Genomic DNA, 24,725 nt, shown 5'->3' with positions numbered 1-24,725 from the left:
TGAAGGTCACCCGATCCTTTGTCGCGAGCCGAGGATGCCCTGTGGGCGGACGACGAGGATGAGAATCAAGACGAGCAACCCTCCGATGTATTTGAGATCGGGATTGATGACCAGCGTCGACCACTGCACGAGCAGACCGACGATGACGCAACCGAGGAAGGCGCCGTAGGCCGTTCCCAGTCCACCGAGCGTGATGCCGGCGAACATGAGCAACAGGAGTTTGAAGCCCATCTCCCACTGCACGCGACCGCCGAGTTCGGAGAGCCCGAACAACACGCCGCCGAGGGCAGCCAGGCCACCGCCGAGGCACCAGACGAACGTGACCACGCGCTCGACGTTGATGCCGGAGGACGCGGCGAGGTCCCGGTTGTCGGCCACCGCACGCATGGCCTTGCCGATCTTGGTGCGCTGCAACATCAGTGCAACGCCGACCAGCACGACGATGCTGATGACGATGCAGGCGAGGTTGACGTTGGTGATCGACAGCGGACCCCAGTTGTTCTCGGTCTGAGCCTGGTAGTCGTCGAAGGGTTCGGAGCGGTCCGAGAAGAAGATCAGGATGAGATAGCGCAGTGCGATCGCGAGGCCGATCGTCACCACGAGCTGTGCGATGAGGCCGGTTCGTCGCTTGCGCAACGGCCGCCATATCAGGGCGTTGTTGAGCCAGCCGATCGCGACTCCCACGACGATCGCCAGCAGCGTGGCCGGAATCAGTTGTATCCCGACACTGACGTTGAAGAACCACGCCGCGACGGCACCGAGCGTGACCATTTCTCCGTGCGCGAAGTTCGTCAGACCGGTGGTGCCGAAGATCAGACTCAGTCCGACCGCGGCGAGCGCGATGACGAGGCCGAAGCGAAAGCCGTCGACGGTGGTGCGGACGAACTTCTCGTAGAACGGGATGCTGGTGGCGGTTCTGGCCTCACCGAACGAGAAGATGACGGTGTTGGAACGCCCTGCCTGCACATCGCGCTGGACCTCGCCCTGGACGCTGACCCCGTCGGGGAGCGTTTCCTGAACGACCTGGAATGTGTATGTGCCGGGAGACAATTCGAGGGTCCACCGGCCGCCGGTTTCACTGGTGGTGCGGGCGACTTCGGAGCCGGACGCGTCCAGCGCCGCGACATCGACGCCGATGAGTCGTTCGCCACCGTTGTTGAGAGATCCGGCGACGCTGACCGCGTCCGCAGGCGGTGCCTGTTCGGCGCTGGTCCCCGGTGCTGCCGGGGGAGTGGGGGTAGGTTCCTGGGCCAATGCCGGCGCACTGAACAGCAGCGCGGCAATGGAACTCAGAACGGCGAGTAGGAGTGTTCGCTGGAAGAGCCGAACGGCAGATCTTGCGCGCAACCTCGGCGGTTGCACCTTTCTGGTCCATCGAACATTTGGAGCCACGCACGTCCTCCGGACGGTTGTCGTTGAGTCACGGGTTGGGGATTTACTGCAATTGTCGGACTCTATCCGCTGAAACGACGCAAAATCGGCGACTGAGATTTCCGGAAAGTATCGGTTGTGTTTCGCGGTGCGCGACGCGAGCCGTGAGTGCGTTCGTGTCGTGGCACCTGCATCCGGCTACGAGTTGTCGGACCGGCTCCCTAGACTGATCAATCGTGAGCCCAGTAACGGAGAAAAGTGCAGCGCCGGCAGCCGAGACCGATGCGAAAGCGGGCGGGGAGCGGCCCACGTTGCTGCTCATCGACGGCCACTCGATGGCGTTCCGGGCATTCTTCGCATTGCCTGCGGACAACTTCAAGACCACCAGCGGCCAGTCGACCAACGCCGTCTACGGGTTCACCTCGATGTTGATCAATCTGTTGCGGGACGAGAAACCGACGCATATCGCGGCGGCGTTCGACGTCTCTCGGCAGACCTTCCGCGCCGAGCGGTTCCCCGAGTACAAGGCGAACCGCAGCAAGACGCCGGACGAGTTCGCCGGCCAGGTCGACATCACCAAGGACGTACTCGGGGCCATGGGTATCCCGGTGATGGCAGAGGCGGGCTTCGAGGCAGACGACATCATCGCCACTCTCGTGACCCAGGCGGAGGCGCTGGGCTACCGCGTTCTGGTGGTCACCGGCGACCGCGATGCGCTGCAACTGGTGACCGACAACGTCACGGTGTTGTATCCGCGCAAAGGCGTCTCGGATCTGACTCGCTTCACCCCCGACGAGGTCGCCACCAAGTACGGGTTGACGCCCTCGCAGTACCCGGACTTCGCGGCCCTGCGCGGAGACCCGAGCGACAACCTTCCTGGCATTCCCGGGGTCGGCGAGAAGACGGCCACCAAGTGGATCATCGAATACGGTTCCCTCACCGCGCTCGTCGACAACGTGGACAAGGTCAAGGGCAAAGTGGGAGATGCACTGCGCGCCAACCTGTCGAGCGTGGTGCTCAACCGCGAGCTCACCGAGATGGTGCGCGATGTGCCGTTGCCGTACACCCCAGATCAGCTCGAACTCGCTCCGTGGGACCGCGAGAAGATCCACGCCCTGTTCGACGATCTGGAGTTCCGCATTCTGCGGGACCGGTTGTTCGAGACTCTCGCGTCGGTCGAACCCGAGGCGGAGGAAGGGTTCGACGTCCGCGGTGGCATCGTCGCGCCGGGCGAATTGGCCGCGTGGCTGGCAGAACACGCAGCCGACGGCCGGCGGAGCGGGCTGTCGGTCCTCGGCCCGCGTCGGCCGTTCGACAGCGACGCGACGTCGGTGGCGATCGCCGCGGCCGACGGTGAGGGTGCGTTCGTCACGACGACCGCACTGGACGAATCCGACGAGCAGGCACTCGCCGCCTGGCTCGCCGATCCGGCGCAACCCAAGGCACTGCACGAGGCCAAGTGGGCTCTGCATGCGGTTCGTGGGCGGGGCTGGACCCTCGCCGGGTTGACCACCGACACCGCCCTGGCGGCGTACCTGGTTCGGCCCGGTCAGCGATCGTTCAATCTCGACGACCTGTCGTTGCGCTACCTCAAACGCGAACTCCGGGTGGAGGATGCAGGCGAAGGTCAGATGTCGTTGCTCGACGCCGAGGACACCGCAGACGCGGCGTTCGCGGAGGGCGAGATTCTCAAGGCGCGGGCCGTCATCGACCTGGCCGATGCGCTGGACGCCGAGCTCGCCGCCATCGAGTCGACCACCCTGCTCTCCGAGATGGAGCTGCCTCTGCTGACGGTGTTGGCCGATGTCGAGGCAACCGGTATCGCCGTGAACGGTGATCACCTGCGCGCACTGCAGTCCGGATTCGCCGCTCAGGTGGACGAGGCCGCGAACTCCGCGTACGGCGTGATCGACAAGCAGATCAACCTCGGGTCACCGAAGCAGTTGCAGGTGGTGCTGTTCGAGGAACTCGACATGCCCAAGACGAAGAAGACCAAGACCGGGTACACCACCGATGCCGATGCGCTGCAAGGGTTGTTCGAGAAGACCGAGCATCCGTTCCTCAAGTTCCTGCTCGATCACCGGGACGCGACGCGGATGAAGGTGACGGTCGACGGCCTGCTGAAGTCCGTTGCCGACGACGGACGGATTCACACCACGTTCAATCAGACGGTCGCGGCCACCGGACGACTGTCGTCCACCGAGCCGAACCTGCAGAACATTCCGGTGCGCAACGAGGCGGGTCGCCACATCCGTGACGGCTTCGTCGTCGGGGCCGGGTACGACACCCTGCTCACCGCCGACTACAGCCAGATCGAGATGCGCATCATGGCGCACGTCTCCGGCGACGAAGGGCTGATCGAGGCGTTCAACACCGGCGAGGATCTGCACAGTTTCGTCGGTGCCCGGGCGTTCGGCGTGCCGATCGAGGAGGTCACTCCCGAGCTGCGTCGTCGGGTCAAGGCGATGTCGTACGGATTGGCCTACGGACTGAGCGCATTCGGTCTCGCCGCGCAGCTCAAGATCTCCACCGACGAGGCGAAGCAGCAGATGGAGGCGTATTTCGCGCGGTTCGGTGGCGTCCGTGACTACCTGCGCAACGCCGTCGAGGAAGCGCGCAAGGTGGGGTACACCTCGACGCTGTACGGCAGGCGTCGCTATTTGCCCGATCTGAACAGCGACAATCGTCAGCGCCGCGAGGTCGCCGAGCGGGCCGCACTCAACGCCCCGATCCAGGGCACCGCCGCAGACATCATCAAGGTCGCGATGATCGACGTGCACCGATCGCTGGCGGAGTCGACGCTGAAGTCACGAATGCTGTTGCAGGTGCACGACGAACTGGTACTCGAGGTCGTCGAATCCGAGCGTGAGGAAGTCGAGGCGCTGGTACGCGACAAGATGTCCTCGGCCATCGAACTGTCGGTGCCGCTCGAAGTGTCGGTCGGTACCGGCCGCAGCTGGGACGCCGCAGCTCACTGAATCGGGCCAGCTCACCGATCGAACCCGTGGCACAGCGAAGGGCCGCTCACCGAAAACTCGGTGAGCGGCCCTTCGCGTCGTTCTGTGTGACGAGCTACTCCGCTGCGGGAGCCTGCTCGGCGATCTGCTGGCGCACGACGTCCATGTCGAGTGCCTTGATCTGACCGACGAGGTCCTCGAGCGCAGGTGCAGGCAGTGCGCCTGGCTGTGCGTACACGAGAATTCCTTCGCGGAACGCCATGATCGTCGGGATCGACTGGATCTGCGCTGCGGCTGCCAGCCCCTGCTCGGCCTCGGTGTCCACCTTGGCGTGCACGACGTCGGGGTGTGCGTCGGACGACTTCTCGAACGTCGGCGCGAACTGGCGGCACGGTCCGCACCAGGATGCCCAGAAATCGACCAACACCACGTCGTTGTTCGTCACGATCTCGTCGAAATTCTGCTGGGTCAAAGTCTGAGTGGCCACGCGGTCCCTTTCGATTGATTGCGCTTCTGGATTGTCTCAACGCAGCTACCGGCCGGAATCATCCCGGCCGGGTCGGAGCGCGGCGTGTCAGGCGGGCTGAGGTGCGGCACGGAACGTGCGGCGGTACGAGTTCGGTGTGGTGCATCGCAACCGCACGAAGTGCTGCCGCAGAGCGGCGGCATTTCCGAAGCCGACCACCTCGGCGATCGAATCCATCGGCAGATCCGAATTCTCCAACAGCTGCTGCGCTGCCAGTACTCGTTGGTCGTTGAGCCAGCGCGCGGGTGTGGTTCCGGTTTCGGCCGCGAACTTGCGGGCAAAGGTTCTCGCCGACATGTTCACCCGCGCCGCCAACCGACCGATGGTGAGCTCGGAGTCGAGATTCTCGGTCATCCAGTCCAGCAGCGGAGCCAGCGTCTCGGTGCGAGTGGCGGGCAGGGGACTGGTGACGAACTGAGCCTGGCCACCGTCGCGATGAGGCGGAACGACCATCCGGCGGGCGATCCCGTTGGCCACGACGCTGCCCTGGTACTTGCGCACGATGTGCAGGCACAGGTCGATGCCGGCTGCCGTGCCTGCGCTGGTCAGCACGTTTCCGTCGTCGACGTAGAGGACGTTCGGATCGACCTGCGCGAGTGGGTATTTCGCGGCCAGCAAAGCGGAATGCCGCCAATGCGTCGTACAGGGGCGGCCGTCGAGCAGGCCGGCCTTGCCCAGAACGAACGCGCCGTTGCACAGGCTGGCGACCATGGCACCCCGGTCGACGGCCGCGCGAAGTTTGGCCAGTAACGGCTCGATGGACGAGTTGTATCCGACTCCGCAGACATAGGTACCGTCATCGGCGGCTTCGGTGCCACCGGCCGGAATGATGATCAGATCGGCGCTGTCGAGACTGTCGAGATCGTGTGGCACGTCGATGGTGTAACCGACGCGGGTGCGGATCGGTTGGGGGACGCCTGCGATCAGGGAGAAGTCGTAGGTGGGTAGGCCCTCGTCCGAGCGATCGAATCCGAACACCTCGCAGGCGACGCCCAGCTCGAACTGTTCGGTCAACGGCATCAGCGCGACAACCACTCGTTTCAGCATGAAAAGCAGTATGGCAGAAAGTCGTCGATATATGGCGTTACTGCCACTCGTGCACGCTCTCCGCAGGTTGGAAGCTAGCGGCATGACAATTGTATTGGTAGTTGTGTTGTTGTTGCTCGCCCTCGACGCCCTCGTGGTTGCAGGCTTCGCTCCCGATACCCACGCGGAGGTGACCCAGTTCGGCGATTTCCGGTTCTGAGGTGCCCGGCCTCAGCCGATCCGCCATTCGCGCTTGGCCTCGCCGTCCCATCGGCGCAGCGCAACCGCAGATCCGACCAGATCGTCGACGTCGGCCGAGAGCAGGCGCACCGCCGCTCCTGCCTCCTCGGGCGTCAACCGTCGGGCCACCGTCACGTGCGGTGTCCATCGGCCGGGTTCGAGGTGGTCGAGCGAACGTTCGCCCACGACCTCGTGCAGCCGTGCGTGCAGATCGAGCAACTCGCTCGACGGAACGACCAGTCGGGCCAGGGTGATCGTTCGCCCGCCGAACACGACGAGTCCTCCGAGACGCACATCGAACGGATCGAAGCGGACCGCGTCGCCATCGTCCACCGCGGCCGGCATCGACGACGCCACCGCGACGGTGACATGCGGGCGGTTCGACTCACCGCGGTGGCTGTTCTGGCTCGGGAGTCCAGCGTCGGACAGCGCCGCCCACTCGCGGCGCACCGATGCGTCGAGGCCGGCGTCGAGGAGAAGTTCTGCGGACTGCACCATGGAGGCCATGATGTCTCAGACGGACGGTCCCCATGCAACGGCGCTACGGATCGGAGCCATGACCGGCGACGGCATCGGCCACGAGATCGTTCCCGCAACGATTCGGGTGGTCGACGCGGCCCTCGCAGCCGCCGGTGGACCGGCCGTCGACTGGGTGCACCTGCCGCTGGGGCTCGGTGCCATCGACGAGCACGGAACGCCGATACCCGACAGCACGTTGGGAGAACTGTCCGCACTCGAATGCTGGATTCTGGGACCACACGACAGTGCGTCGTATCCGGAACCGTTCCGATCGCAGTTGACCCCGGGCGGACGAATTCGCAAGAACTTCGACCTGTTCGCCAACATCCGGCCGGCGAAGGCACTGCCCGGCGTACGGGCGGTGTCCCCGCGGATGGATCTGGTGGTCGTGCGGGAGAACACCGAGGGGTTCTATGCCGATCGCAATATGTTCGTCGGCAGCGGGGAGTTCATGCCCACTCCCGATGTGGCATTGGCGGTCGGAGTGTTCACGCGCGCGGCCTGCGAACGCATCGCACGCGAAGCGTTCTCGCTGGCCGAGCGACGCAGCAGGAAACTGACCATCGTGCACAAGACCAACGTCCTGTCGATGACGACGGGACTGTTCCGCGATGCATGCCGCGCCGTGGGAGAGCAATTTCCGCACGTCGTTGTGACGGAGGAGCACGTCGACGCGCTCGCGGCGCATCTGGTTCGGCGGGGCGAGGACTACGACGTCATCGTGGCCGAGAACATGTTCGGCGACATTCTGTCGGATCTGACGGGTGAGCTGTCCGGGTCGCTCGGCACCGCGCCGTCGATCAATTCCTCGGAAACGCAGGCGATGGCGCAGGCCTCGCACGGATCTGCCCCGGACATCGCAGGCAAGAACCGTGCCAATCCGACGGCGCTCTTCCTGTCGGCGGCGATGCTGCTCGAGTGGCTCGCGCCGCGGCATCGCGACGAACGGTTGGCCGCGGCCGCAGGCAGGATCCGACACGCTGTCGACGCCACGGTCGAATCCGGGGTCGCGACAGCCGACCTCGGCGGGCAGGCGTCGACCAGTGCATTCACCGAGGCCGTCGAGGCCCGAGTTCACCGGCGCTGATCGCGGCGCTCCCGGTCAGAGCGGTTTGCGGCTGCTGAAGATCGCGGTGCCCGGAAAGAGTTGCCCGCGCAGTGGGCTCCACTGACCCCACTCACGGTCGAGCCACTCCGGCCAGTCCGGTTCGACGATGTCGCGCACCTCGAGACCTGCGGCGACCAGCTCGCGCACACGGTCACCGATCGTGCGGTGATGCTCCACGTAGTTCGGGGTCCCGTCGGCGTCGTACTCGACGTACGGGGTTCGATCGAAGTACGGAATCGTCGCGGTCAGACCGCCGACGCCGGGATCGTCGGGGAACACCCAGCGCATCGGATGATTGACCGCGAACACCCAGATCCCGCCCGGCCGCAGTACCCGCGCGACCTCCTTCATCACATTGGCGGAGTCCGCGACGAACGGCACCGCCCCGAAGGCCGAGCAGACGATGTCGAACCGCTCGTCGCCGAACGGTAAGGACTCGGCACTGGCCTGGACCAGCGGAACCGTCGATCCGCCCGTGTTCATCGCGTCGACGCCGCGCTGCAACATGCCCATCGAGATGTCGAGGCCGACGGCGTGCGCACCCTGAGCTCCGAGCCAGCGGGCGCACGGTGCGCTGCCACAGCCCACTTCCAGGACGTCCTTGCCCACGACGTCACCGAGCAGATGCACGTCGCCCTCGTGCAGTCCCTCCGGGCACCAGACGAACTCCCCGGATTCGGTCGTCACGCCGAGAAACGCGCCGTGCGTACGGTGGTAGTTGTCGGCGTCGGAATCCCACCAGAGACGACTCGCACGGTCGCTGGCGACCGAATCGATTCGGCCGCGGCCGGGAGTGGACGACGGTGTGGAAAGATCGGTCACACGCCGACTCTAACCGGGTTTGTGCTGGTACTGCGGCATCGCGTACCCTGTTCAACGCGAGTGTGTTCATGCTGCGCCCAGGTCGGGTTCGCTCGACGTCGGCGCATACGGATCCGTCAACGGATTCGCCGAAGATGCTCGTGTTGCACACGTTTCACCAAGTCCGACCGAACATCCATCAACCGATACCCAACCCGTCCGGAGCAACTCAACACATGCCCTCAACCACAACCTCACCGCAGGTAGCCGTCAACGATATCGGCTCCGCAGAGGATTTTCTCGCCGCCATCGACGCCACGATCAAGTACTTCAACGATGGTGACATCGTCGAGGGCACCATCGTCAAGGTCGATCGTGACGAGGTTCTACTCGACATCGGTTACAAGACCGAAGGCGTCATTCCTTCCCGCGAGCTCTCCATCAAGCACGACGTCGACCCCAACGAGGTCGTCTCCGTGGGAGATGAGATCGAAGCACTCGTCCTCACCAAGGAGGACAAGGAAGGCCGTCTGATCCTGTCCAAGAAGCGAGCTCAGTACGAGCGCGCTTGGGGCACGATCGAGGAGCTCAAGGAGAAGGACGAGGCCGTCAAGGGCACCGTCATCGAGGTCGTCAAGGGTGGACTCATCCTCGACATCGGTCTTCGTGGCTTCCTTCCCGCCTCGCTCGTCGAGATGCGTCGCGTCCGCGATCTCCAGCCGTACGTCGGCAAGGAGATCGAGGCCAAGATCATCGAGCTCGACAAGAACCGCAACAACGTGGTCCTGTCGCGCCGCGCATGGCTCGAGCAGACCCAGTCCGAGGTCCGCAGCGAGTTCCTGCACCAGCTTCAGAAGGGCCAGGTCCGCAAGGGCGTCGTGTCCTCCATCGTCAACTTCGGTGCCTTCGTGGACCTGGGTGGCGTCGACGGACTCGTGCACGTCTCCGAGCTGTCCTGGAAGCACATCGATCACCCGTCCGAGGTTGTCGAGGTCGGCACCGAGGTCACCGTCGAGGTTCTCGACGTCGACCTGGACCGCGAGCGTGTTTCCCTGTCGCTCAAGGCAACTCAGGAAGATCCGTGGCGCCAGTTCGCTCGCACCCACGCGATCGGCCAGATCGTGCCCGGCAAGGTCACCAAGCTGGTTCCCTTCGGTGCATTCGTGCGCGTCGAAGAGGGCATCGAGGGCCTCGTGCACATCTCCGAGCTGGCCGAGCGCCACGTGGAGGTTCCGGACCAGGTCGTGGGTGTCGGCGACGACGCACTCGTCAAGGTCATCGACATCGATCTCGAGCGTCGCCGGATTTCGTTGAGCCTCAAGCAGGCCAACGAGGACTACGCAGAAGAGTTCGATCCGTCCAAGTACGGCATGGCCGACTCGTACGACGAGGGTGGCAACTACATCTTCCCCGAGGGCTTCGACTCCGAGACCAACGAATGGCTCGAAGGTTACGAGAAGCAGCGTGAAGAGTGGGAAGGTCGCTACGCCGAGGCAGAGCGTCGCCACAAGATGCACACCGCTCAGATGGAGAAGACGGCCAAGGACGAAGCTGCCGAAGCCGCCAACACCAACTACTCCTCCGAGTCGGGTCAGGCCCCCGCCGATGCAGAAGGCGACGCTCCCGCAGCGTCGGCTCCGGCCTCGACCGGTGGATCGCTGGCCAGCGATGCGCAGCTCGCTGCACTTCGCGAGAAGCTGTCGGGCAACGCCTGATAGAAGTGGTCCACCCGTGAGGGTGTGACACCGAGCCCCGGTTCTCCACGTGAGAACCGGGGCTTTCTCGTTCGAATCAGGTGAGCAGAGAACGTGCGGACACGACAATGGACCCGGTTCGGATGAACCGGGCCCATGGTGGAGGGGGAGTGCGAACTACGCGGCGGTGGCTGGACTCCACTGGCCGACGCTCTCCGTGCGCTTGCGCATGGTGGCGAAGCTGTGGCGGGCGGGGGTCAGGAGGTTGGTGAACCAGTTACGCCGGTGGTCGGCCAACGCCGAGGCAACTTCCGGGATGAGAATGCAATGAACGCCTGCATCCATGCCAAGGCGGTGCCGACCCGGTTGGATCTGATTGCTTCGCATGGGTGTCCTTTTCAATAGCTGTGGGTCGGCACATCGAGGTCGCGCTCGTCGAAGATAACCGACCGGCCTCCGAAACCGGTGCATTTGAGGCTGGTGTGCTTCGGCGTGTTCGAGTGTCAGACTGGGTGCATGCTGAGACTGGGACTGACCGGTGGAATAGGTGCCGGAAAATCGACCGTTGCCAAGGTGCTGACCGAACTCGGGGGAGTGCTCGTCGACTCCGATGTACTTGCCCGTGAAGTCGTGGAGCCGGGAACACCTGGGCTGCAACGCCTGACGGATACCTTCGGAGCCGACATTCTCGCACCCGATGGCTCGCTCGACCGTCCGGCCTTGGCGGCCAAAGCATTCGGTGACGAGGAATCCCGCAAGAAACTCAACGCGATCGTTCATCCGTTGGTCGGTGAGCGCACCGCCGAGATCATCGACGGAGCAGCATCGGATGCCGTAGTGGTGCAGGACATTCCGCTCCTCGTCGAGGGATCGATGGGCCCGTTCTTCCACCTCGTGGTCATCGTGTGGGTCGACGCCGAGGAGCGGGTGCGTCGTCTGACGGGACAGCGAGGTATGCCCGAGGCCGACGCTCGCGCGCGTATCGCAGCGCAGGCAACCGATGATGCGCGCCGAGCCGCGGCAGACGTGTGGATCGACAACACCGGTGCGCCGGGCAGCGTCGACGACGTCGTCCGAGCCCTGTGGAACGACCGTCTGATTCCCTTCGAGCGCAACATCAGGGAGGGGGTCATCGCGCGTGTTCATCCGGAACAGGTGACGGCCGACCCCACGTGGGAATCGCAGGCCCGACGCATCATCTCGCGCCTGGCCCTGGCCTGCGCCGACAAAGCACTCCGAATCGACCACATCGGATCCACCGCAGTGCCTGGCCTCGACGCCAAGGATGTCATCGACATTCAGATCACCGTGCGAGGCCTCGACGACGCTGATTCCGTCGCCGAGCAGCTGCGTGTGGCGGGGTTCCCCCGACGAGAGGCGAGCAACTTCGACCATCCGAAGCCCGCATACGGAATCGGCGGCGAAGCGGATCCGGCCGTGTGGGCCAAGCGTTTTCACGGCAGCGCGGACCCCGGCCGGCCGGCGAACGTGCACATCCGGGTGGACGGCTGGCCGAATCAGACATTCGCACTACTGTTCCGTGACTGGCTGCGGGCGGACGACAGCATCACGACCGAGTACGCCGGAATCAAGCGACGCGCCTCCGAGGCCGCTGCCGGAATCACCGACTTCCGATCGGCGATCGAGGCCTACGAGAACGCGAAGGCCCCATGGTTCGATGTGGCATACCGTCGGGCATGGCAGTGGGCGGAGCAGTCGAACTGGACCGCGTGAATCGGGGTCGACCGACTCAGGACGGCTTGCCGTTCCACTCGGTGGGCATTCCGACGGATGCGAGCCACGCGTTCAGGTCGTAGTCGTGCCGCGTCAGTCCTTCGATGGCGGTGATCGATCTGGCCAGCGCGAGCTCGGCCGTCGGGGTGTCGAGGTGTTGCGCAACCCGAGCGTCGAACAATTCGTCGACGTCCAACAGGTCGTAATCGCGGCCGGTGCGGACACTGAGGTCGAGATAGTGGTCGACGGACGTCCACTCGGTGGTGCCGGCGGTGTACTCGCCGATGTCGACGTAGTAGTCCTGGTCCCTCGCGTGAGCCGGCAGGTAATGGAACACCGAGGCGCGGAGCCCGAGAGCGGGCAGTAGCCAGGACTCGAGGTAATCGAAGTGGGCATGGTCCGAGGGTCGGGCCATGTACAACCCCCACGGCTCGACGCGGTATTCGTCGACGACCCGGACGAACCCCTTGGGATCCACGTTCGTCTTGGCGACGAGGTCGAACGTCTCGTGCTTGGGGGCATGAACGACGGCGTGCGCACCGGCTGACGTGTGAGCGACCATGCCTGTAGAAGCTACCGGGAACGACGTCCTGGGTCTGCCCGACGGAACTTGTCGGTGGTCGCGTCTACGCTTGTGTAATGGCGTTTGCATCCGAACATCCCGTTGTCGCGCACTCCGAACACCGTCCGGTGGGTGCCATCGAGCGCACCGGACCGGCGTTCGAGGTCGTCAGCGAACACGTGCCGGCCGGCGATCAGCCGACCGCCATCGCCGAGCTCGAACGGCGGATCAAGGCGGACGAGAAGGACGTCGTTCTTCTCGGTGCCACGGGTACCGGTAAATCGGCCACCACGGCCTGGCTCATCGAGAAGCTGCAGCGCCCCACTCTGGTGATGGCACCGAACAAGACTCTGGCTGCGCAGTTGGCGAACGAGCTGCGAGACATGTTGCCCAACAACGCAGTCGAGTACTTCGTCTCCTACTACGACTACTACCAGCCCGAGGCGTACATCGCGCAGACCGATACCTACATCGAGAAGGACTCGTCCATCAACGACGACGTCGAGCGGCTGCGGCACTCGGCGACGGCATCTCTGCTCTCGCGCCGCGACGTGGTCGTGGTGGCGTCGGTGTCGTGCATCTACGGTCTCGGTACTCCGCAGTCGTACGTCGATCGGTCGATCGAGCTGGAGGTCAACGTCGAAGTACAGCGTGACGCGCTGCTGAGGCTGCTGGTGGACGTGCAGTACACCCGCAACGACATGGCCTTCACCCGCGGATCGTTCCGGGTTCGCGGTGACACCGTCGAGATCATTCCGTCCTACGAGGAACTGGCGATTCGCATCGAGTTCTTCGGCGACGAGATCGAGGCGCTGTACTACCTCCATCCGCTCACCGGCGACATCGTTCGGCAGGTGGATTCGGTGCGCATCTTCCCGGCCACCCACTACGTTGCCGGTCCGGAGCGGATGGAGCGAGCCGTCAAGGACATCGAAGCCGAACTCGAAGGTCGGCTCGCCGAGCTGGAGGGCAAAGGAAAGCTGCTCGAGGCACAGCGGCTACGGATGCGGACGCAATACGACCTGGAGATGATCAAACAGGTCGGGTTCTGCTCGGGCATCGAGAACTACTCGCGGCACATCGACGGCCGTGGGGCGGGCACTGCGCCCGCCACGCTGATCGATTACTTTCCCGAGGACTTTCTGCTCGTCATCGACGAGTCTCACGTGACGGTGCCGCAGATCGGGGCGATGTACGAGGGCGACATGTCGCGCAAGCGCAACCTCGTCGACTTCGGGTTCCGCCTGCCGTCCGCGACCGACAACCGACCGCTGACGTGGGAGGAGTTCACTCAGCGGATCGGTCAGACGGTCTACCTCTCGGCGACTCCGGGGAAGTACGAGCTGGGGCAGACCGGGGGAGAGTTCGTCGAACAGGTGATTCGTCCGACCGGACTCGTCGATCCCCAGGTCGTCATCAAACCGACCAAGGGCCAGATCGACGACCTGGTCCACCAGATCCGGGAACGCGCGGAGAAGGACGAGCGTGTGCTGGTGACCACGCTGACCAAGAAGATGTCGGAGGATCTGACCGACTACCTGCTCGAACTGGGCATTCGTGTCCGCTACCTGCACTCCGACATCGACACGCTGCGCCGCGTCGAACTGCTCCGGCAACTCCGGCTGGGGGAGTACGACGTACTGGTGGGCATCAACCTGCTCCGTGAGGGTCTCGACCTGCCCGAAGTCTCGTTGGTGGCGATTCTCGACGCCGACAAGGAAGGCTTCCTCCGCAGCGGTACCAGCCTCATCCAGACCATCGGACGTGCCGCCCGAAACGTCTCCGGTGAAGTCCACATGTACGCGGACAAGATGACCGACTCCATGACCTACGCGATCGAGGAAACCGAACGTCGGCGCGAGAAGCAGATCGCGTACAACAAGGAGAGAGGCGTCGATCCTCAGCCGCTGCGCAAGAAGATCGCCGACATCCTCGACCAGGTGTACCAGGAAGCCGAGGACACCGAGTCGGTCGTCGAGGTCGGTGGGTCCGGTCGCAACGCCAGCCGCGGACGTCGAGCGCAGGGCGAGGCGGGCCGGTCGGTCAGCACCGGGGTGTACGAGGGCCAGGACGTGTCGTCGATGCCGCGCGCCGAACTGGCCGATCTGATCAAGAACATGACCGACCAGATGATGAACGCCGCACGCGAGCTCAAGTTCGAGCTCGCCGGCCGACTGCGCGACGAGATCCAGGACCTGAAGAAGGAACTGCGCGGGATGGATGCGGCCGGCCTCAAATAGGTTCGGATACGGTTCAGCGATGGACGCAACCACCGCAGGCCGCACCTCTCGCGCGCTCGAACTGATCCACTCGATGACCTATTTCCTTCCGGAGACGCAGGACGCACTCGTCGCCACCGGGTTGCCGCCGCGGGCCTGCTACTTCGCGGGCCGGGCAGCGCCTCTGGGCCGGGTCGGTGCAGGTGTCGTCACCGCGACGTTCTACAACTTCAACCGAGAGCTGGTGGCGCCGCTCATCCCGGCCGCCTGGGACATCGCATCACCCGACGAGATCATGGCCATCCGGTACGCCACTCTCGATGCCGCCTTCGGTCGATTGCTCGGCCCCGAGGTTCTCACGTCAACGGACATGGCCGAGGCCGCCGACCTGGCATCGATCGCGGCCCGTGGAATTCCCGGTGACGACGGTCGACCCCTGTACGCCGCGTATGCCGAGCTCGACTGGCCGACGGCACCGCACCTGGTGCTGTGGCACGCCCTGACTCTGATCCGGGAATACCGCGGCGACGGCCACATCGCGGCGCTGCAGACGGCGGGCCTGAGCGGTCTCGAAGCGCTCATCACCCATACCGCCACCGGCTACGGCTTCGAGAAGGAGTTCGCGCGCAAGCGTCGCGGATGGTCGACCGAGCAGTGGGACGGGGCGGTCGCGTCTCTGGCCGACCGAGAGTTGCTCTCGTCCGACGGTGCGCTGACCCAGGACGGGAAGGATCTCCGTACGTTGGTCGAGGACATCACCAACGACCTCGCAGTTGCGCCGTGGGCCGCCCTCGGCGAGGACGGTGCCGCTCGGCTGGTTTCGCTCGCGACGCCGTGGCGCGAGACGATCGTCGGTGCGGGCGTCATTCCCGAGGGTGTCTTCGGGCCCGCAATCAAGAAGAAGTAGGCCGCCTCAGCTGGTGATGTCCTTGGTGCCGAAACGTCGCCACGCGATCAACCCGAACACGGCTGCGTACGTGATGGCCGAGAACGAGCCGACCACCATGTCGTTCCAGTCGATGCTCGTGCCGAAAGCGTCGATCCAGGAATTGGCGTAGTGCCCGGGCAGGTAGTTGCGGAGTGATCCCAGTGCCGTGATCTGATCGAGAATCTGCATCAGAATCGACGTCATCACGGCGCCGCCGACGGCCCCGAGAGGGGCGTCGGTGAGCACCGACAGCAGCATCGCGAGGCCGGCGACCCACAGCAGGTTGATCCCGATGTAGGCGACCGCGATCAGCAGCCGTACCAGCGAGGTGCCGTAGGGCAGTCCTTCACCCAGCGGGGTGATCAGCGACTCCGCGCCGTACATCACGGTGCCGATCAACAGTGACACCCCGACGAGCACCAGGATCGCAACACTGGACAGGGTCGCCGACACCAGTGCCTTCTGCGTCAGCAGACGACTCCTGGGCACGGGAATGGCCAGCAGGTACCGCAGGCTCGACCACGAGGCTTCGCTTGCCACCGAGTCGCCGAAGAACAGGGCCACCACCACGATCAGCAGAAAGCCAACCGACATGAACAGAGCGAAGACCGTGAAGTTCATGCCACCGCGGGTGCCGAGCTCGATGAGCCCATCGGCATCCGAGTCCGCACTCGAGCTGCCGACGGTGAAGGCAATGGCCAGGATCACCGGAAGCAGGGCGAGGAAGCCGATGGCCAGCTGAGTGCGGCGACGTCCCAGTTGCCTGCGCAACTCGGTACGGAACGGCAAGGTGCTACTGCCGGTGTACCCGGCAGCGCGCCCGTCTGCGTGTGTGGTGCTCATGAGCGATCCTTGCTGGTGTCGGACCCGGGGGTGTCTCGGTGGACGAGGTCGAGGAACACGTCTTCGAGACGCGTCGACTGCGAGAATCCGCGCACCGAGATCCCCGCGGTGACGAGCTCTCTGATCACGACGGCGGCATCCGCATCGGTCAGGTCGACGGTCACCGTGCCGTCGTCGACGATCACCGCGCCGTCGTGGCCGGAGGCACCCAGCACCGACTGCGCGCGGGTGGCGTCGTCGACCCTGATCTCCGTTTGTCCGCCTGCCGCGGTCAGTTCGCGGACAGTGCCCGAACTGATCACCGATCCGCGATTCATGACGACCACGTGGGTGCAGGTCTGCTCCACCTCGGCGAGGAGATGGCTCGACACCAACACGGTTCGTCCGGTTTTCGCGTAGTTGATCAGCACGTCGCGCATCGTCCTGATCTGCGGTGGGTCGAGTCCGTTGGTCGGCTCGTCCAGGACCATCAGATCCGGCAGCCCCAGCATCGCCTGCGCGATCGCGAGCCGCTGCCGCATGCCTTGGCTGTACGACTTGACCTTGCGTTCGATCGCTGTGCCGAGGTCGGCGATCTCCAGGGCTTCCTCGAGATGAGCGTCCTCGATCGGGCGACCGGTCGCTTCCCAGTACAGCCGCAAATTCTGTGTTCCGGTCAGGTGCGGCAGGAAGCCGGATCCCTCGACGAAGGAGCCCAATCTGGACAGCACCGGGGCTCCAGGCGTCACCTTGTGGCCGAAGACCCTGATGTCGCCGCCGGTGGGAGTGATCAGGCCCATCAACATGCGCAGGGTAGTGGTCTTTCCTGCACCGTTGGGCCCGAGGAGACCGAGAACCTGGCCCTGCTTCACCTCGAAGCTGACGCCGTCGACCGCGCGGAAGCCGTTGGAGTACGTCTTGGCCAGATCGGTGATCACCAGGGGAGTGTCGATCAGACTCTCGTCCACTTCGGCAACTGCGCGGCGTCTGGTCCGTACGACTCCGGCCACGATCGCACCGGCGACAGCGAGCAGGACGACCCCGATGCCGATCAGCGGTGCCACCGGCACGGTGCTGTTGGCGCTCGCCTCCGCGGGGACGGTGGGGAGCGCAATGGTGTTGTCGGCCATGGCCACGCTGAACTGCGCCGGTTCGAGCGGAACGGCGTAGGCCTGATCGGTGGTGGAGATGCTCAGTTCGAGGCGATGACCCTGCTGGACGGTGTAGCTGATGCCAGGCAGCGCAACGGTGACGTCGACGGGGTCGATGCCCTCGGTGGCCGGCAGGCGGATCGCCGAGACCGCACCACCCGGAAGTGTTCTCGTGCCGTTCGGTGCGACGTCGTAGAGCTTCGCGAACAGAACGGCTTGATCGGGTGCGGCCAGAGACGCCACGCGCAGGTTCACTCGCGGGGCACCGGTGATCGTCACGGACGTATCGACTGGATCGCTGGTGAACGTTGCCGATTGGCCCGGCAGGTCCGCGGTCAGGGCTGCTCCGGCCCCGGTCGATCCGAGAGTCGAGAGCACCGAGCCCAATCCGGGTACCGACGAGATCGCCGACGGGGACGCTCCGGGCGGACGAATGATCGACTGGTTCTCCGCAGCGGGAGTGAACGTCACCGATCGGGTCCGGGTGGGGTCGGAGTCGTCGGTCAGCCCCGGGTAGTCGGGAGCTGTCATGCGGCGGTTGCGGTCGCCGCCGCGCTCGTCGGCTGCCCGCTGAGTGGAGTAGACGAACGGCTCGGTGCCGGTACCGGCACCGGTGTCGGTGTCACGCAACGTCGTGTCGAAGAAGTCGGCGATGGCCTGATCGCTCGTGCTGTCCGTTCCGCCGGCGTCGTGGCCGCCGTCGAACCATCGCACGGTGACGTTCCCACCGGCCGCCGCGATCTGACGCGCCGTCGCATCGGCCTGATCCAGACCGAACAGCGTGTCCTGGGTGCCCTGCACCAACAGGGTCGGTGCGGTGATGTTCGACGCCACCGCGATCGGCGAGTGGGCCGTGAGCAGATCGAGGAGTTCTTGGCTGGGAATTCCGGTCACCGCCGATTGGGTGTAGGCGTCGCAGAATTCGGGTGCGAACCGTCCGCAGGCCGAGGTGCCCTCGGCGGTGCCGGAATCGGTGCCGTCGTCGCCGCTGCCGCCGGGCGGTGCACTCGCTGCGCCCACTCCGAAGAACACTCCGGCCCAGCCGCGCTTGAGGACACCGGGTCCGCCGTATTCGGCAGCTGCGGGAGTGACGGTGTCGCCGAGAGCTTCTCGGCCCTCGGCGGAGGTGACGCCGTAGTTGGGGAACAGGGCCTGACCCAGGTCGTTCCAGGTGATCGCTGCGGCTATCGAATCGATACGTGGGTCGGTGCCGCCTGCGCTCAGTGCCAGTGCGCCGCCGTACGATCCGCCGGCGACACCGACGTGCGGGTCACCGGGAGCGTCGAGTTCCACCTCCGGTTGTTCGGCGAGCCAGTCGATGAGTCCACGGGCGTCGGCGACCTCACGATCGGGGTCGTTGAGCGAGATCGAACCCGTGCTGTCGCCGAACCCGCGTGCGCTGTAGGCGAGCACGGTGTAACCGCGCGCCGCGAGGTCACGTGCCTCACCGTCGACCGAGTCCTTGCTGCCGCCGAAGCCGTGGGCGAGCAGCACCGTCGGCGCGGGGGTGACGGCGGGGGCGTAGAGCCGTGCGTCGATGTCGACAGTGCCCGTCGACCCGGGGCTGTCCGGTAGCGTGATGCGCGCATCACGCGTGGATGTGTCGGCGCTCGAATCCTGGGGGAGGACTACGAATGCGAGAGCGGCTACCGCCAGAACTGCAATCACTGCGGCACCGACGGTCATGGCCCGTCTCGACAGTGGCGGGCGGGGAATCGGCATGCAAACCAATGTATGTGAGTGGCGCGGATCGTGTTGTTCCCCAAGTTCACGTGCCGATCGGCCGCTTGCGGCTAATGTCAGCGAATCAGTCCCCGGACCACGTCTTTCGGTCCTGTGACTTGCACCAATCGAGTTGGACCAGAAGTGTCACATCTGTGTGTGACCGACAAATGGAGGAATGAATGAGCGCCTACCGCACCGTCGTCGTCGGGACCGATGGCTCCGAATCGTCACTGCGGGCAGTGGAGAAGGCCGCGGCTCTGGCAGGAGACGCCGATGCCACCCTGGTGATCGCCTGCGCGTACTACCCGGCCGATCCGAAGGACACGTCCGCTGCCGCCGACGCATTGCGCGAGGACGCCTACCAGATCACCGGATCGGCACCGACGCGTGAGATTCTGCGCACCGCGCGCGAGCACGCCACCAAGGCCGGTGCGAAGAACATCGAGGAGAAGGCGATCGTCGGTGCTCCCGTCGAGTCGCTGCTGGCACTCGTGGACGAGGTCAAGGGCGACCTCCTCGTCGTGGGTAACCGCGGCCTGAACTCGTTGACGGGCCGCCTGTTGGGATCGGTCCCGTCGGACGCCGCTCGCAAGTCCACCTGCGACGTTCTGATCGTGCACACCGTCCGCTGATTTCACCCCCGCTCGAGCAACGGCCCGCTCCGTCGAATCGACGGAGCGGGCCGTTGCTGTGTGCGGTTCTCTAGGCTTCCGGCTCGAACGGTTGCAGCGCCGAGAGTTCACCCGGTAATGCGTCGACGTGCACCACGCCGAGTCGCTGCGTGGCTCGGGTGAGCGCCACGTACAGATCGTTCATACCTTTGACCGAATCGGCCACGATGGCACCGGGTTCGACGATCAGGACCGAGTCGAACTCGAGTCCCTTGGCCTCCTTGACCGTCGACACGGTGACCAGCTCCGATGCCAGATGGCGGAATCGGTCGACGTGGCCTGCGGGAACCAGCACGGCGCTCAGGCCCGGGCGCGGGTGATCGGCCACTCGCTTCTCCACCGCGGTGACCAGATCAGCATCTGCCACTCGCTGTGCCCACGGTCGTACTCCGGTGCTGCGAATGGACCGGGGCTCGGACTGCTCGGGATCGATGGCAGCCAACACGTCGTGCGCCACGGCCATGATCTCGGAGGGTGTTCGGTAGTTCACCGTCAGTTCGGTTCGCTTCCAGCGCTTGGCCACATACGGTTCGAGAACCGAACCCCACGACGAGGTCCCGGCGGGGTCACCGGTCTGCGCAGTATCGCCCACCAGTGTCATCCACCGATTCGGTATGCGCCGCATCACCATTCGCCACGCCATCGCAGAGAGTTCCTGCGCCTCGTCGACGATCACGTGCCCGTAGGTCCACGTTCGGTCACCGGCGGCCCGTTCGGCCGTTGTGAGTCGCTGACCCGAATTCTGCCGTCGCGCAAGCTGATCGGCATCGATGAGGTCGTAGGCCATCAGGATCTCCGGATCGAGTTCGTCCTCGAGGTCCTGAGGTGCCGAACCGGTCAGGATGTCCAGTGCACCCTGGGCATCGGCGATCTGACCGCGCCATTGACGTTGTGCCTGTTCACGTTCGGCCGCGTCGTCGACGCCGAGCAGCTCGGCGAGTTCGTCGAGCATGGGAGCGTCGGCCGACGAGAAGCCGTGGCCCCGACGAACGAGCGCCGCACGCTCCACCTCGTCCAGTGCAGGCGCGGCCGAGGCGATCTTCTCGGGTGATGCGAAGAGGTCGCGGAGAACCTGCTGGGGAGACAGGTCCGGCCACAGTTCGTCCACGGCCGCCATGACGTCCCGGTCCTCGCGCATCTCGTCGCGCATGTCCGCGATGTCGTCGGCGCTGAGCAGGCTGGACCCGTCGACGAGGTTCTGCCCGAGTTTCGCGGCCAATTGGTTGGCCAGCTGGTCGATGACCGAGGACACGAACAGCGGCCGAGCCAGGTTGTGTGGTCGCCGCGACGAGCGGGCGCGACCGCGAGCCCTGGTGACGATCTTGCGATCGAGTGTGATGTCGTAGGTGTCGAACTTCAATCGACGGGGCTGCGCGGGGACTTCCTGACGGTCGCGTACCGCTTGGGTCAGCACCTCCACCATCGACAGTCTGCCCTTGACCTCGGTTGCCACGGCCGAGTCCTCGCGTTGTGCGCGGACTCCCGGGTAGAGATCGCCGATCGTCGACAGCAGTACTCCCGTCTCGCCGAGTGACGGCAGCACCTGACCGATGTAGTCGAGGAACGTGGCGTTGGGTCCGATGATCAGCACGCCGCTCTTACCGAGCTGCTGGCGGTAGGTGTAGAGCAGGTAGGCGGCGCGGTGCAGTGCGACGGCTGTCTTGCCGGTGCCCGGTCCGCCCTGAACCACCAACACACTGCGATGCTGCGATCGGATGATCGCGTCCTGCTCGCTCTGGATCGTCTCGACGATGTCGTTCATCTGACCGGTACGGGCGGCATCGAGCGCCGAGAGCAGTGCGCCTTCGCTCGCGACGCCGCCTGCCACGGCTGCGTCGCTCGACGATCGGGCGGAATTCAGGTCGAGGAATTCGTCGGCGATCGACGTCACTCGCCGGCCGCGGGTCCGAATATGTCTGCGCCGCAACACGTTCTCGGGTGCGGCGGGTGTCGCCAGGTAGAACGGCCGGGCCATCGGTGCTCGCCAGTCCAACAGCAGCGTCTCGTAGTCGTTCTTGTCGTCGAGAATTCCGACTCGGCCGATGTAGCGCTCTGGCCGGTCGTCGACCTTGGGGTCGAGGGACTCGGGATCGAGGTCGATGCGTCCGAAGCAGAGTCCGTTCTCGGCGGCGTCGTACTTGGCGATGTCCTCGGTGTACATCTGATTGAACGATTCGCGTTCACTACGGGCCTGCGGAGTGCCGCCGGTCTCCAACAGCACTGCACGCAGTCGGTTCGCGGCGTACTCACGTAAGGCGTCGAGCTGCGTGTACAGCCGCGTCAGATGCGCCTGCTCGAAGTCTTCTTCGAGCGGCACGGCGGAGTCGCTCGATGTGTGGCCGTCGTCCGGCAAAGGGTCTCCTCGGGAGTTCGGCCGAGGCGTAGATATCGCCTCGAAATCAGCCAGAGCAGTCTACGCCGCACAACGGCCCTGCCGCAGAACCGCTGGTTCCGGGGCAGGGCCGTATGTGCGAACGTCGCTGAGTTGCTATCGGCGCGAAACTACTTCGCGTACTGCTGCAGCTTCTTGTCCAAGTTCTTCTGAGCCTTGGCGACTCGCTTCTCGAGCTTGGCGCGAGCCTGCTCGGTCACCTTCTCGAGTTCCTTGCTCTGCTTCTCGGCGCGCTTGCGAGCGCGCTTGCTCAGCGTCTCGACGCGGTCGGACGCCAGATCGGCCCACGTGACTCCGCGCTTCTGCGCTTCGTCGGCGAGGACGGAACCCTTCTCGGCAGCCAGATCGGCGAACTTGGACGCGCGCTTCTGCGCGACATCGGCCAATTCACTGCGGCGATCTGCGGCAACGTCGACGAGCTTGGATCCGCGCTTCTGCGCGAGTTCTGCGAGGTCGGTTCCGCGGTGCGCTGCCTTGTCGGCGAGCTTGGATCCGCGCTTCTGTGCCTCGTCGGCCAGGTCGCTGCCGCGGTCGGCAGCGAGCTCGGCGAGCTTGGATCCGCGCTTCTGTGCTTCCTCGGCCAGGTCGCTGCCGCGATCGGCGGCCAGTTCGGCGAGCTTGGATCCGCGCTTCTGTGCTTCCTCGGCGAGCACGGAGCCCTTGTCGGCGGCCACGTGAGCCCAGCGGCTCAGTGCCGGCTGAGCGACCTCGGCCAGCTCCGAGCCCTTGTCGGTAGCGAGGTCGGCGAGCTTGGCCAATTTGGGCTGGGCGGCGTCGGCGAACTTGGCCAGCTTCGGCTGTGCAGCCTCGGCGAGATCGGCGCTGCGGCTCGCGGCGACGGCTGCGATTTCCTTGACGCGCTCACCGGTCTCGTGGGTGGAGTGCCCCGGCAGTGCCGAGACGACGGTCTCCTGCGCGCGGCGTGCTGCCCGCTTGCTACGCCATGCGACGGACGGCTTGCCCTCGGTGTCGACGGCTGCGATGAGCAGTCCGCCCAGCAGGCTCAGGTTCTTGAAGAAGTGAATACGCTGCGCAGCCTTGGTCTCCGGGTCGGTCTCGTTCCAGAAGGCGTGTCCGGCGAGCGTCGTCGGTACGAGGCTTCCGGCAAGAGCGAGCGAGGCGATGCGCGGTGCCTTGCCGGTGGCCAGCAGGATGCCGCCCGCGACCTGGATTCCGCCGTTGATACGGACCAGCGTCTCCGGGTCGCTCGGCACGTTCGCGGTGACCTCGTTGGGGAGGACGTCCTTGCCCTGCTCGATCAGCGGGGTGGCGGCCTGCGCCTTGCCGGCGGGATTACGGAGTGCGTCGACGCCCCCTGCGATGAAGATCGTAGACATCAGCGGACGGGCGATACGGCGGACCAGCATTGACAGCCTCCTGCATAGTTTCTCGTGTCATCGGCGGTGGAACCAGAACGGCACGGCGGTACGAAAACCTACCGCTGCGCGTCCTTTTGTCACACTATTCATACCCCGTGGTTCTCGGTCTCAAGCACGCCGATCGTCACCAACCCCGTGCGCGCCATTCGTCCAGGTGAGGGCGCTCGGCACCGAGCGTCGTGTCCTTCCCGTGGCCGGGGTAGACGACGGTCTCGTCGTCGAAGCGGTCGAACAGTTTCGCCGTCACGTCGTCGAGCAGGTGGGTGAAATCCTCGGGGCTGCCCGTCTTGCCGACGCCACCGGGAAAGAGCGAATCTCCGGTGAAGAGGTGAGTGCGCGCGCCGTCGGCATCGGTGAGTGCGAGTGCGATGGAGCCGGGGGTGTGTCCGGTCAGGTGCACCACCTCGAACGTGAGCTCACCCACCGACACGGTGTCCCGATCGGCCAGCAGGCGGTTCGGAGCCACCGGTAGAGGTTCGGCGTCGAGTTCGTGGGCTGCGGTCGGAGAATCCGTTCCGCCCGCGATGTCCGCCAGCGCCTGCCAGTGATCGGCGTGCTGGTGGGTGGTCACGATGAGTGAGAGTGTCGGCGCGTTCTCGTCGATGAGCAACGAGATTCGGTCGGCCTCGTTGGCGGCGTCGATCAGAAGCGAGTGACCTGTCGCGGAACAGACGACAAGGTAGGTGTTGTTGTCCATGGGGCCGACCGACATCTTCGTGATCGTCGCTCCGGGAATCGTTCGCCGCTGCGGCTGCGAACCCTGAGAGACGACGCCGGTGTAATTGTCATCGATGACCATGAGGTGCTCGTCCATTTCGAGGACGCTACCGTCGTCGACGGCACGAGGGGCGGCGGGGTCGCGCACATGGAAAAGTGTGTCGGTGCCTGGATCTACCATTG

At 65.2% G+C, this 24,725-nt stretch carries 19 protein-coding genes; 7 read left to right on the top strand and 12 right to left on the bottom strand.

Annotated features, from left to right (window positions below; translation table 11 throughout):
* Positions 1–6: 6 nt before the first annotated feature.
* The gene (locus tag CH302_RS14050; RefSeq protein ID WP_052047893.1) at positions 7–1,347 is read right to left on the bottom strand and encodes a branched-chain amino acid ABC transporter permease; all 1,341 of its coding nucleotides are present in this window, start codon (positions 1,345–1,347) and stop codon (positions 7–9) included.
* A 260-nt stretch (positions 1,348–1,607) separates the two neighbouring features.
* On the opposite strand from CH302_RS14050, the gene polA reads away from it, so the two are divergent.
* Complete coding sequence (gene polA / locus CH302_RS14045) at positions 1,608–4,349, top strand: DNA polymerase I (protein WP_037192659.1); 2,742 nt, start codon at positions 1,608–1,610, stop codon at positions 4,347–4,349.
* Positions 4,350–4,443: 94 nt separating this feature from the next.
* Here polA and trxA read toward each other — a convergent pair whose 3' ends face one another.
* The 3 genes from trxA to CH302_RS14030 all read right to left on the bottom strand — a co-directional run bounded on the left by trxA (position 4,444) and on the right by CH302_RS14030 (position 6,618).
* Positions 4,444–4,815: a thioredoxin gene (gene trxA / locus CH302_RS14040; protein ID WP_037192657.1), complete on the bottom strand. Its 372-nt coding sequence runs from the start codon at positions 4,813–4,815 to the stop codon at positions 4,444–4,446.
* Positions 4,816–4,902: 87 nt separating this feature from the next.
* The gene (locus CH302_RS14035; protein WP_037192655.1) at positions 4,903–5,901 is read right to left on the bottom strand and encodes a helix-turn-helix domain-containing protein; all 999 of its coding nucleotides are present in this window, start codon (positions 5,899–5,901) and stop codon (positions 4,903–4,905) included.
* 210 nt (positions 5,902–6,111) lie between these two features.
* The gene (locus tag CH302_RS14030) at positions 6,112–6,618 is read right to left on the bottom strand and encodes a 2'-5' RNA ligase family protein (RefSeq protein WP_037192653.1); all 507 of its coding nucleotides are present in this window, start codon (positions 6,616–6,618) and stop codon (positions 6,112–6,114) included.
* Between the two features lie 10 nt (positions 6,619–6,628).
* On the opposite strand from CH302_RS14030, the gene CH302_RS14025 reads away from it, so the two are divergent.
* A complete protein-coding gene (locus CH302_RS14025) occupies positions 6,629–7,726 on the top strand; it encodes an isocitrate/isopropylmalate dehydrogenase family protein (RefSeq protein ID WP_094649964.1) in 1,098 nt (365 codons plus the stop codon).
* 15 nt (positions 7,727–7,741) lie between these two features.
* On the opposite strand, the gene CH302_RS14020 is transcribed toward CH302_RS14025, so the two are convergent.
* Complete coding sequence (locus CH302_RS14020) at positions 7,742–8,569, bottom strand: class I SAM-dependent methyltransferase (RefSeq protein ID WP_037192652.1); 828 nt, start codon at positions 8,567–8,569, stop codon at positions 7,742–7,744.
* A gap of 215 nt (positions 8,570–8,784) precedes the next feature.
* Here CH302_RS14020 and rpsA point away from each other — a divergent pair, with 215 nt between their 5' ends.
* Positions 8,785–10,263: a 30S ribosomal protein S1 gene (gene rpsA, locus CH302_RS14015; protein ID WP_027497255.1), complete on the top strand. Its 1,479-nt coding sequence runs from the start codon at positions 8,785–8,787 to the stop codon at positions 10,261–10,263.
* Positions 10,264–10,419: 156 nt separating this feature from the next.
* Here rpsA and CH302_RS14010 read toward each other — a convergent pair whose 3' ends face one another.
* Entirely contained in the window at positions 10,420–10,629 is a 210-nt protein-coding gene (locus tag CH302_RS14010) for a hypothetical protein (protein WP_032394307.1), read from the bottom strand.
* Positions 10,630–10,758: 129 nt separating this feature from the next.
* Here CH302_RS14010 and coaE point away from each other — a divergent pair, with 129 nt between their 5' ends.
* On the top strand, positions 10,759–11,976 hold the full coding sequence (gene coaE, locus CH302_RS14005; protein WP_037192650.1) for a dephospho-CoA kinase: 1,218 nt from the start codon (positions 10,759–10,761) through the stop codon (positions 11,974–11,976).
* Between the two features lie 16 nt (positions 11,977–11,992).
* On the opposite strand, the gene CH302_RS14000 is transcribed toward coaE, so the two are convergent.
* Positions 11,993–12,538, bottom strand: a complete 546-nt coding sequence (locus CH302_RS14000) for a DUF402 domain-containing protein (RefSeq protein ID WP_037192648.1) — start codon at positions 12,536–12,538, stop codon at positions 11,993–11,995.
* A 77-nt stretch (positions 12,539–12,615) separates the two neighbouring features.
* Between CH302_RS14000 and uvrB the strand changes: the two genes are divergently transcribed.
* Positions 12,616–14,778 (top strand): excinuclease ABC subunit UvrB, encoded by a 2,163-nt coding sequence (gene uvrB, locus CH302_RS13995; RefSeq protein ID WP_037192646.1) that lies wholly within the window; start codon positions 12,616–12,618, stop codon positions 14,776–14,778.
* 19 nt (positions 14,779–14,797) lie between these two features.
* Positions 14,798–15,664: an SCO6745 family protein gene (locus tag CH302_RS13990; RefSeq protein WP_037192644.1), complete on the top strand. Its 867-nt coding sequence runs from the start codon at positions 14,798–14,800 to the stop codon at positions 15,662–15,664.
* Positions 15,665–15,670: 6 nt separating this feature from the next.
* Here CH302_RS13990 and CH302_RS13985 read toward each other — a convergent pair whose 3' ends face one another.
* Positions 15,671–16,528, bottom strand: a complete 858-nt coding sequence (locus CH302_RS13985; protein WP_037192641.1) for an ABC transporter permease — start codon at positions 16,526–16,528, stop codon at positions 15,671–15,673.
* On the bottom strand, positions 16,525–19,380 hold the full coding sequence (locus tag CH302_RS13980; protein WP_037192638.1) for an alpha/beta fold hydrolase: 2,856 nt from the start codon (positions 19,378–19,380) through the stop codon (positions 16,525–16,527). Before CH302_RS13980 ends, CH302_RS13985 begins: the two co-directional genes overlap by 4 nt.
* Positions 19,381–19,562: 182 nt before the next feature.
* On the opposite strand from CH302_RS13980, the gene CH302_RS13975 reads away from it, so the two are divergent.
* Positions 19,563–20,015 carry a universal stress protein gene (locus CH302_RS13975; protein ID WP_032378962.1) on the top strand — a complete coding sequence of 151 codons (453 nt, stop codon included), beginning with the start codon at positions 19,563–19,565 and terminating at the stop codon, positions 20,013–20,015.
* A gap of 70 nt (positions 20,016–20,085) precedes the next feature.
* Here the strand turns inward: CH302_RS13975 and CH302_RS13970 are convergent, their stop codons facing one another.
* The 3 genes from CH302_RS13970 to CH302_RS13960 form a co-directional block, all read right to left on the bottom strand.
* The gene (locus tag CH302_RS13970) at positions 20,086–22,407 is read right to left on the bottom strand and encodes a HelD family protein (protein ID WP_037192634.1); all 2,322 of its coding nucleotides are present in this window, start codon (positions 22,405–22,407) and stop codon (positions 20,086–20,088) included.
* Positions 22,408–22,556: 149 nt separating this feature from the next.
* A complete protein-coding gene (locus CH302_RS13965; protein WP_037192632.1) occupies positions 22,557–23,813 on the bottom strand; it encodes a DoxX family protein in 1,257 nt (418 codons plus the stop codon).
* Between the two features lie 136 nt (positions 23,814–23,949).
* Positions 23,950–24,639, bottom strand: coding sequence for an MBL fold metallo-hydrolase (locus CH302_RS13960; protein ID WP_037192630.1), 690 nt, complete (start codon positions 24,637–24,639; stop codon positions 23,950–23,952).
* Between the last annotated feature and the right edge of the window lie 86 nt (positions 24,640–24,725).

Source organism: Rhodococcus sp. 15-2388-1-1a, assembly GCF_002259145.1.
Taxonomy (GTDB): domain Bacteria; phylum Actinomycetota; class Actinomycetes; order Mycobacteriales; family Mycobacteriaceae; genus Rhodococcoides.
Note: the sequence above shows the minus strand (reverse complement) of the source record. Positions and strands in the feature narration are given on the sequence as shown.

Excerpts from the sequence above, each read along its gene's own strand:
- CH302_RS13960 (WP_037192630.1), bottom strand. The coding sequence starts at position 24,639 with ATGGACGAGCACCTCATGGTCATCGATGACAATTACACCGGCGTCGTC.
- CH302_RS13980 (WP_037192638.1), bottom strand. The coding sequence starts at position 19,380 with ATGCCGATTCCCCGCCCGCCACTGTCGAGACGGGCCATGACCGTCGGT.
- coaE (WP_037192650.1), top strand. The coding sequence starts at position 10,759 with ATGCTGAGACTGGGACTGACCGGTGGAATAGGTGCCGGAAAATCGACC.
- CH302_RS13990 (WP_037192644.1), top strand. The coding sequence starts at position 14,798 with ATGGACGCAACCACCGCAGGCCGCACCTCTCGCGCGCTCGAACTGATC.
- CH302_RS13985 (WP_037192641.1), bottom strand. The coding sequence starts at position 16,528 with ATGAGCACCACACACGCAGACGGGCGCGCTGCCGGGTACACCGGCAGT.
- CH302_RS14035 (WP_037192655.1), bottom strand. The coding sequence starts at position 5,901 with ATGCTGAAACGAGTGGTTGTCGCGCTGATGCCGTTGACCGAACAGTTC.
- CH302_RS14030 (WP_037192653.1), bottom strand. The coding sequence starts at position 6,618 with ATGGTGCAGTCCGCAGAACTTCTCCTCGACGCCGGCCTCGACGCATCG.
- CH302_RS13965 (WP_037192632.1), bottom strand. The coding sequence starts at position 23,813 with ATGCTGGTCCGCCGTATCGCCCGTCCGCTGATGTCTACGATCTTCATC.
- CH302_RS14025 (WP_094649964.1), top strand. The coding sequence starts at position 6,629 with ATGTCTCAGACGGACGGTCCCCATGCAACGGCGCTACGGATCGGAGCC.
- CH302_RS13975 (WP_032378962.1), top strand. The coding sequence starts at position 19,563 with ATGAGCGCCTACCGCACCGTCGTCGTCGGGACCGATGGCTCCGAATCG.
- CH302_RS14000 (WP_037192648.1), bottom strand. The coding sequence starts at position 12,538 with ATGGTCGCTCACACGTCAGCCGGTGCGCACGCCGTCGTTCATGCCCCC.
- CH302_RS14010 (WP_032394307.1), bottom strand. The coding sequence starts at position 10,629 with ATGCGAAGCAATCAGATCCAACCGGGTCGGCACCGCCTTGGCATGGAT.
- rpsA (WP_027497255.1), top strand. The coding sequence starts at position 8,785 with ATGCCCTCAACCACAACCTCACCGCAGGTAGCCGTCAACGATATCGGC.
- uvrB (WP_037192646.1), top strand. The coding sequence starts at position 12,616 with ATGGCGTTTGCATCCGAACATCCCGTTGTCGCGCACTCCGAACACCGT.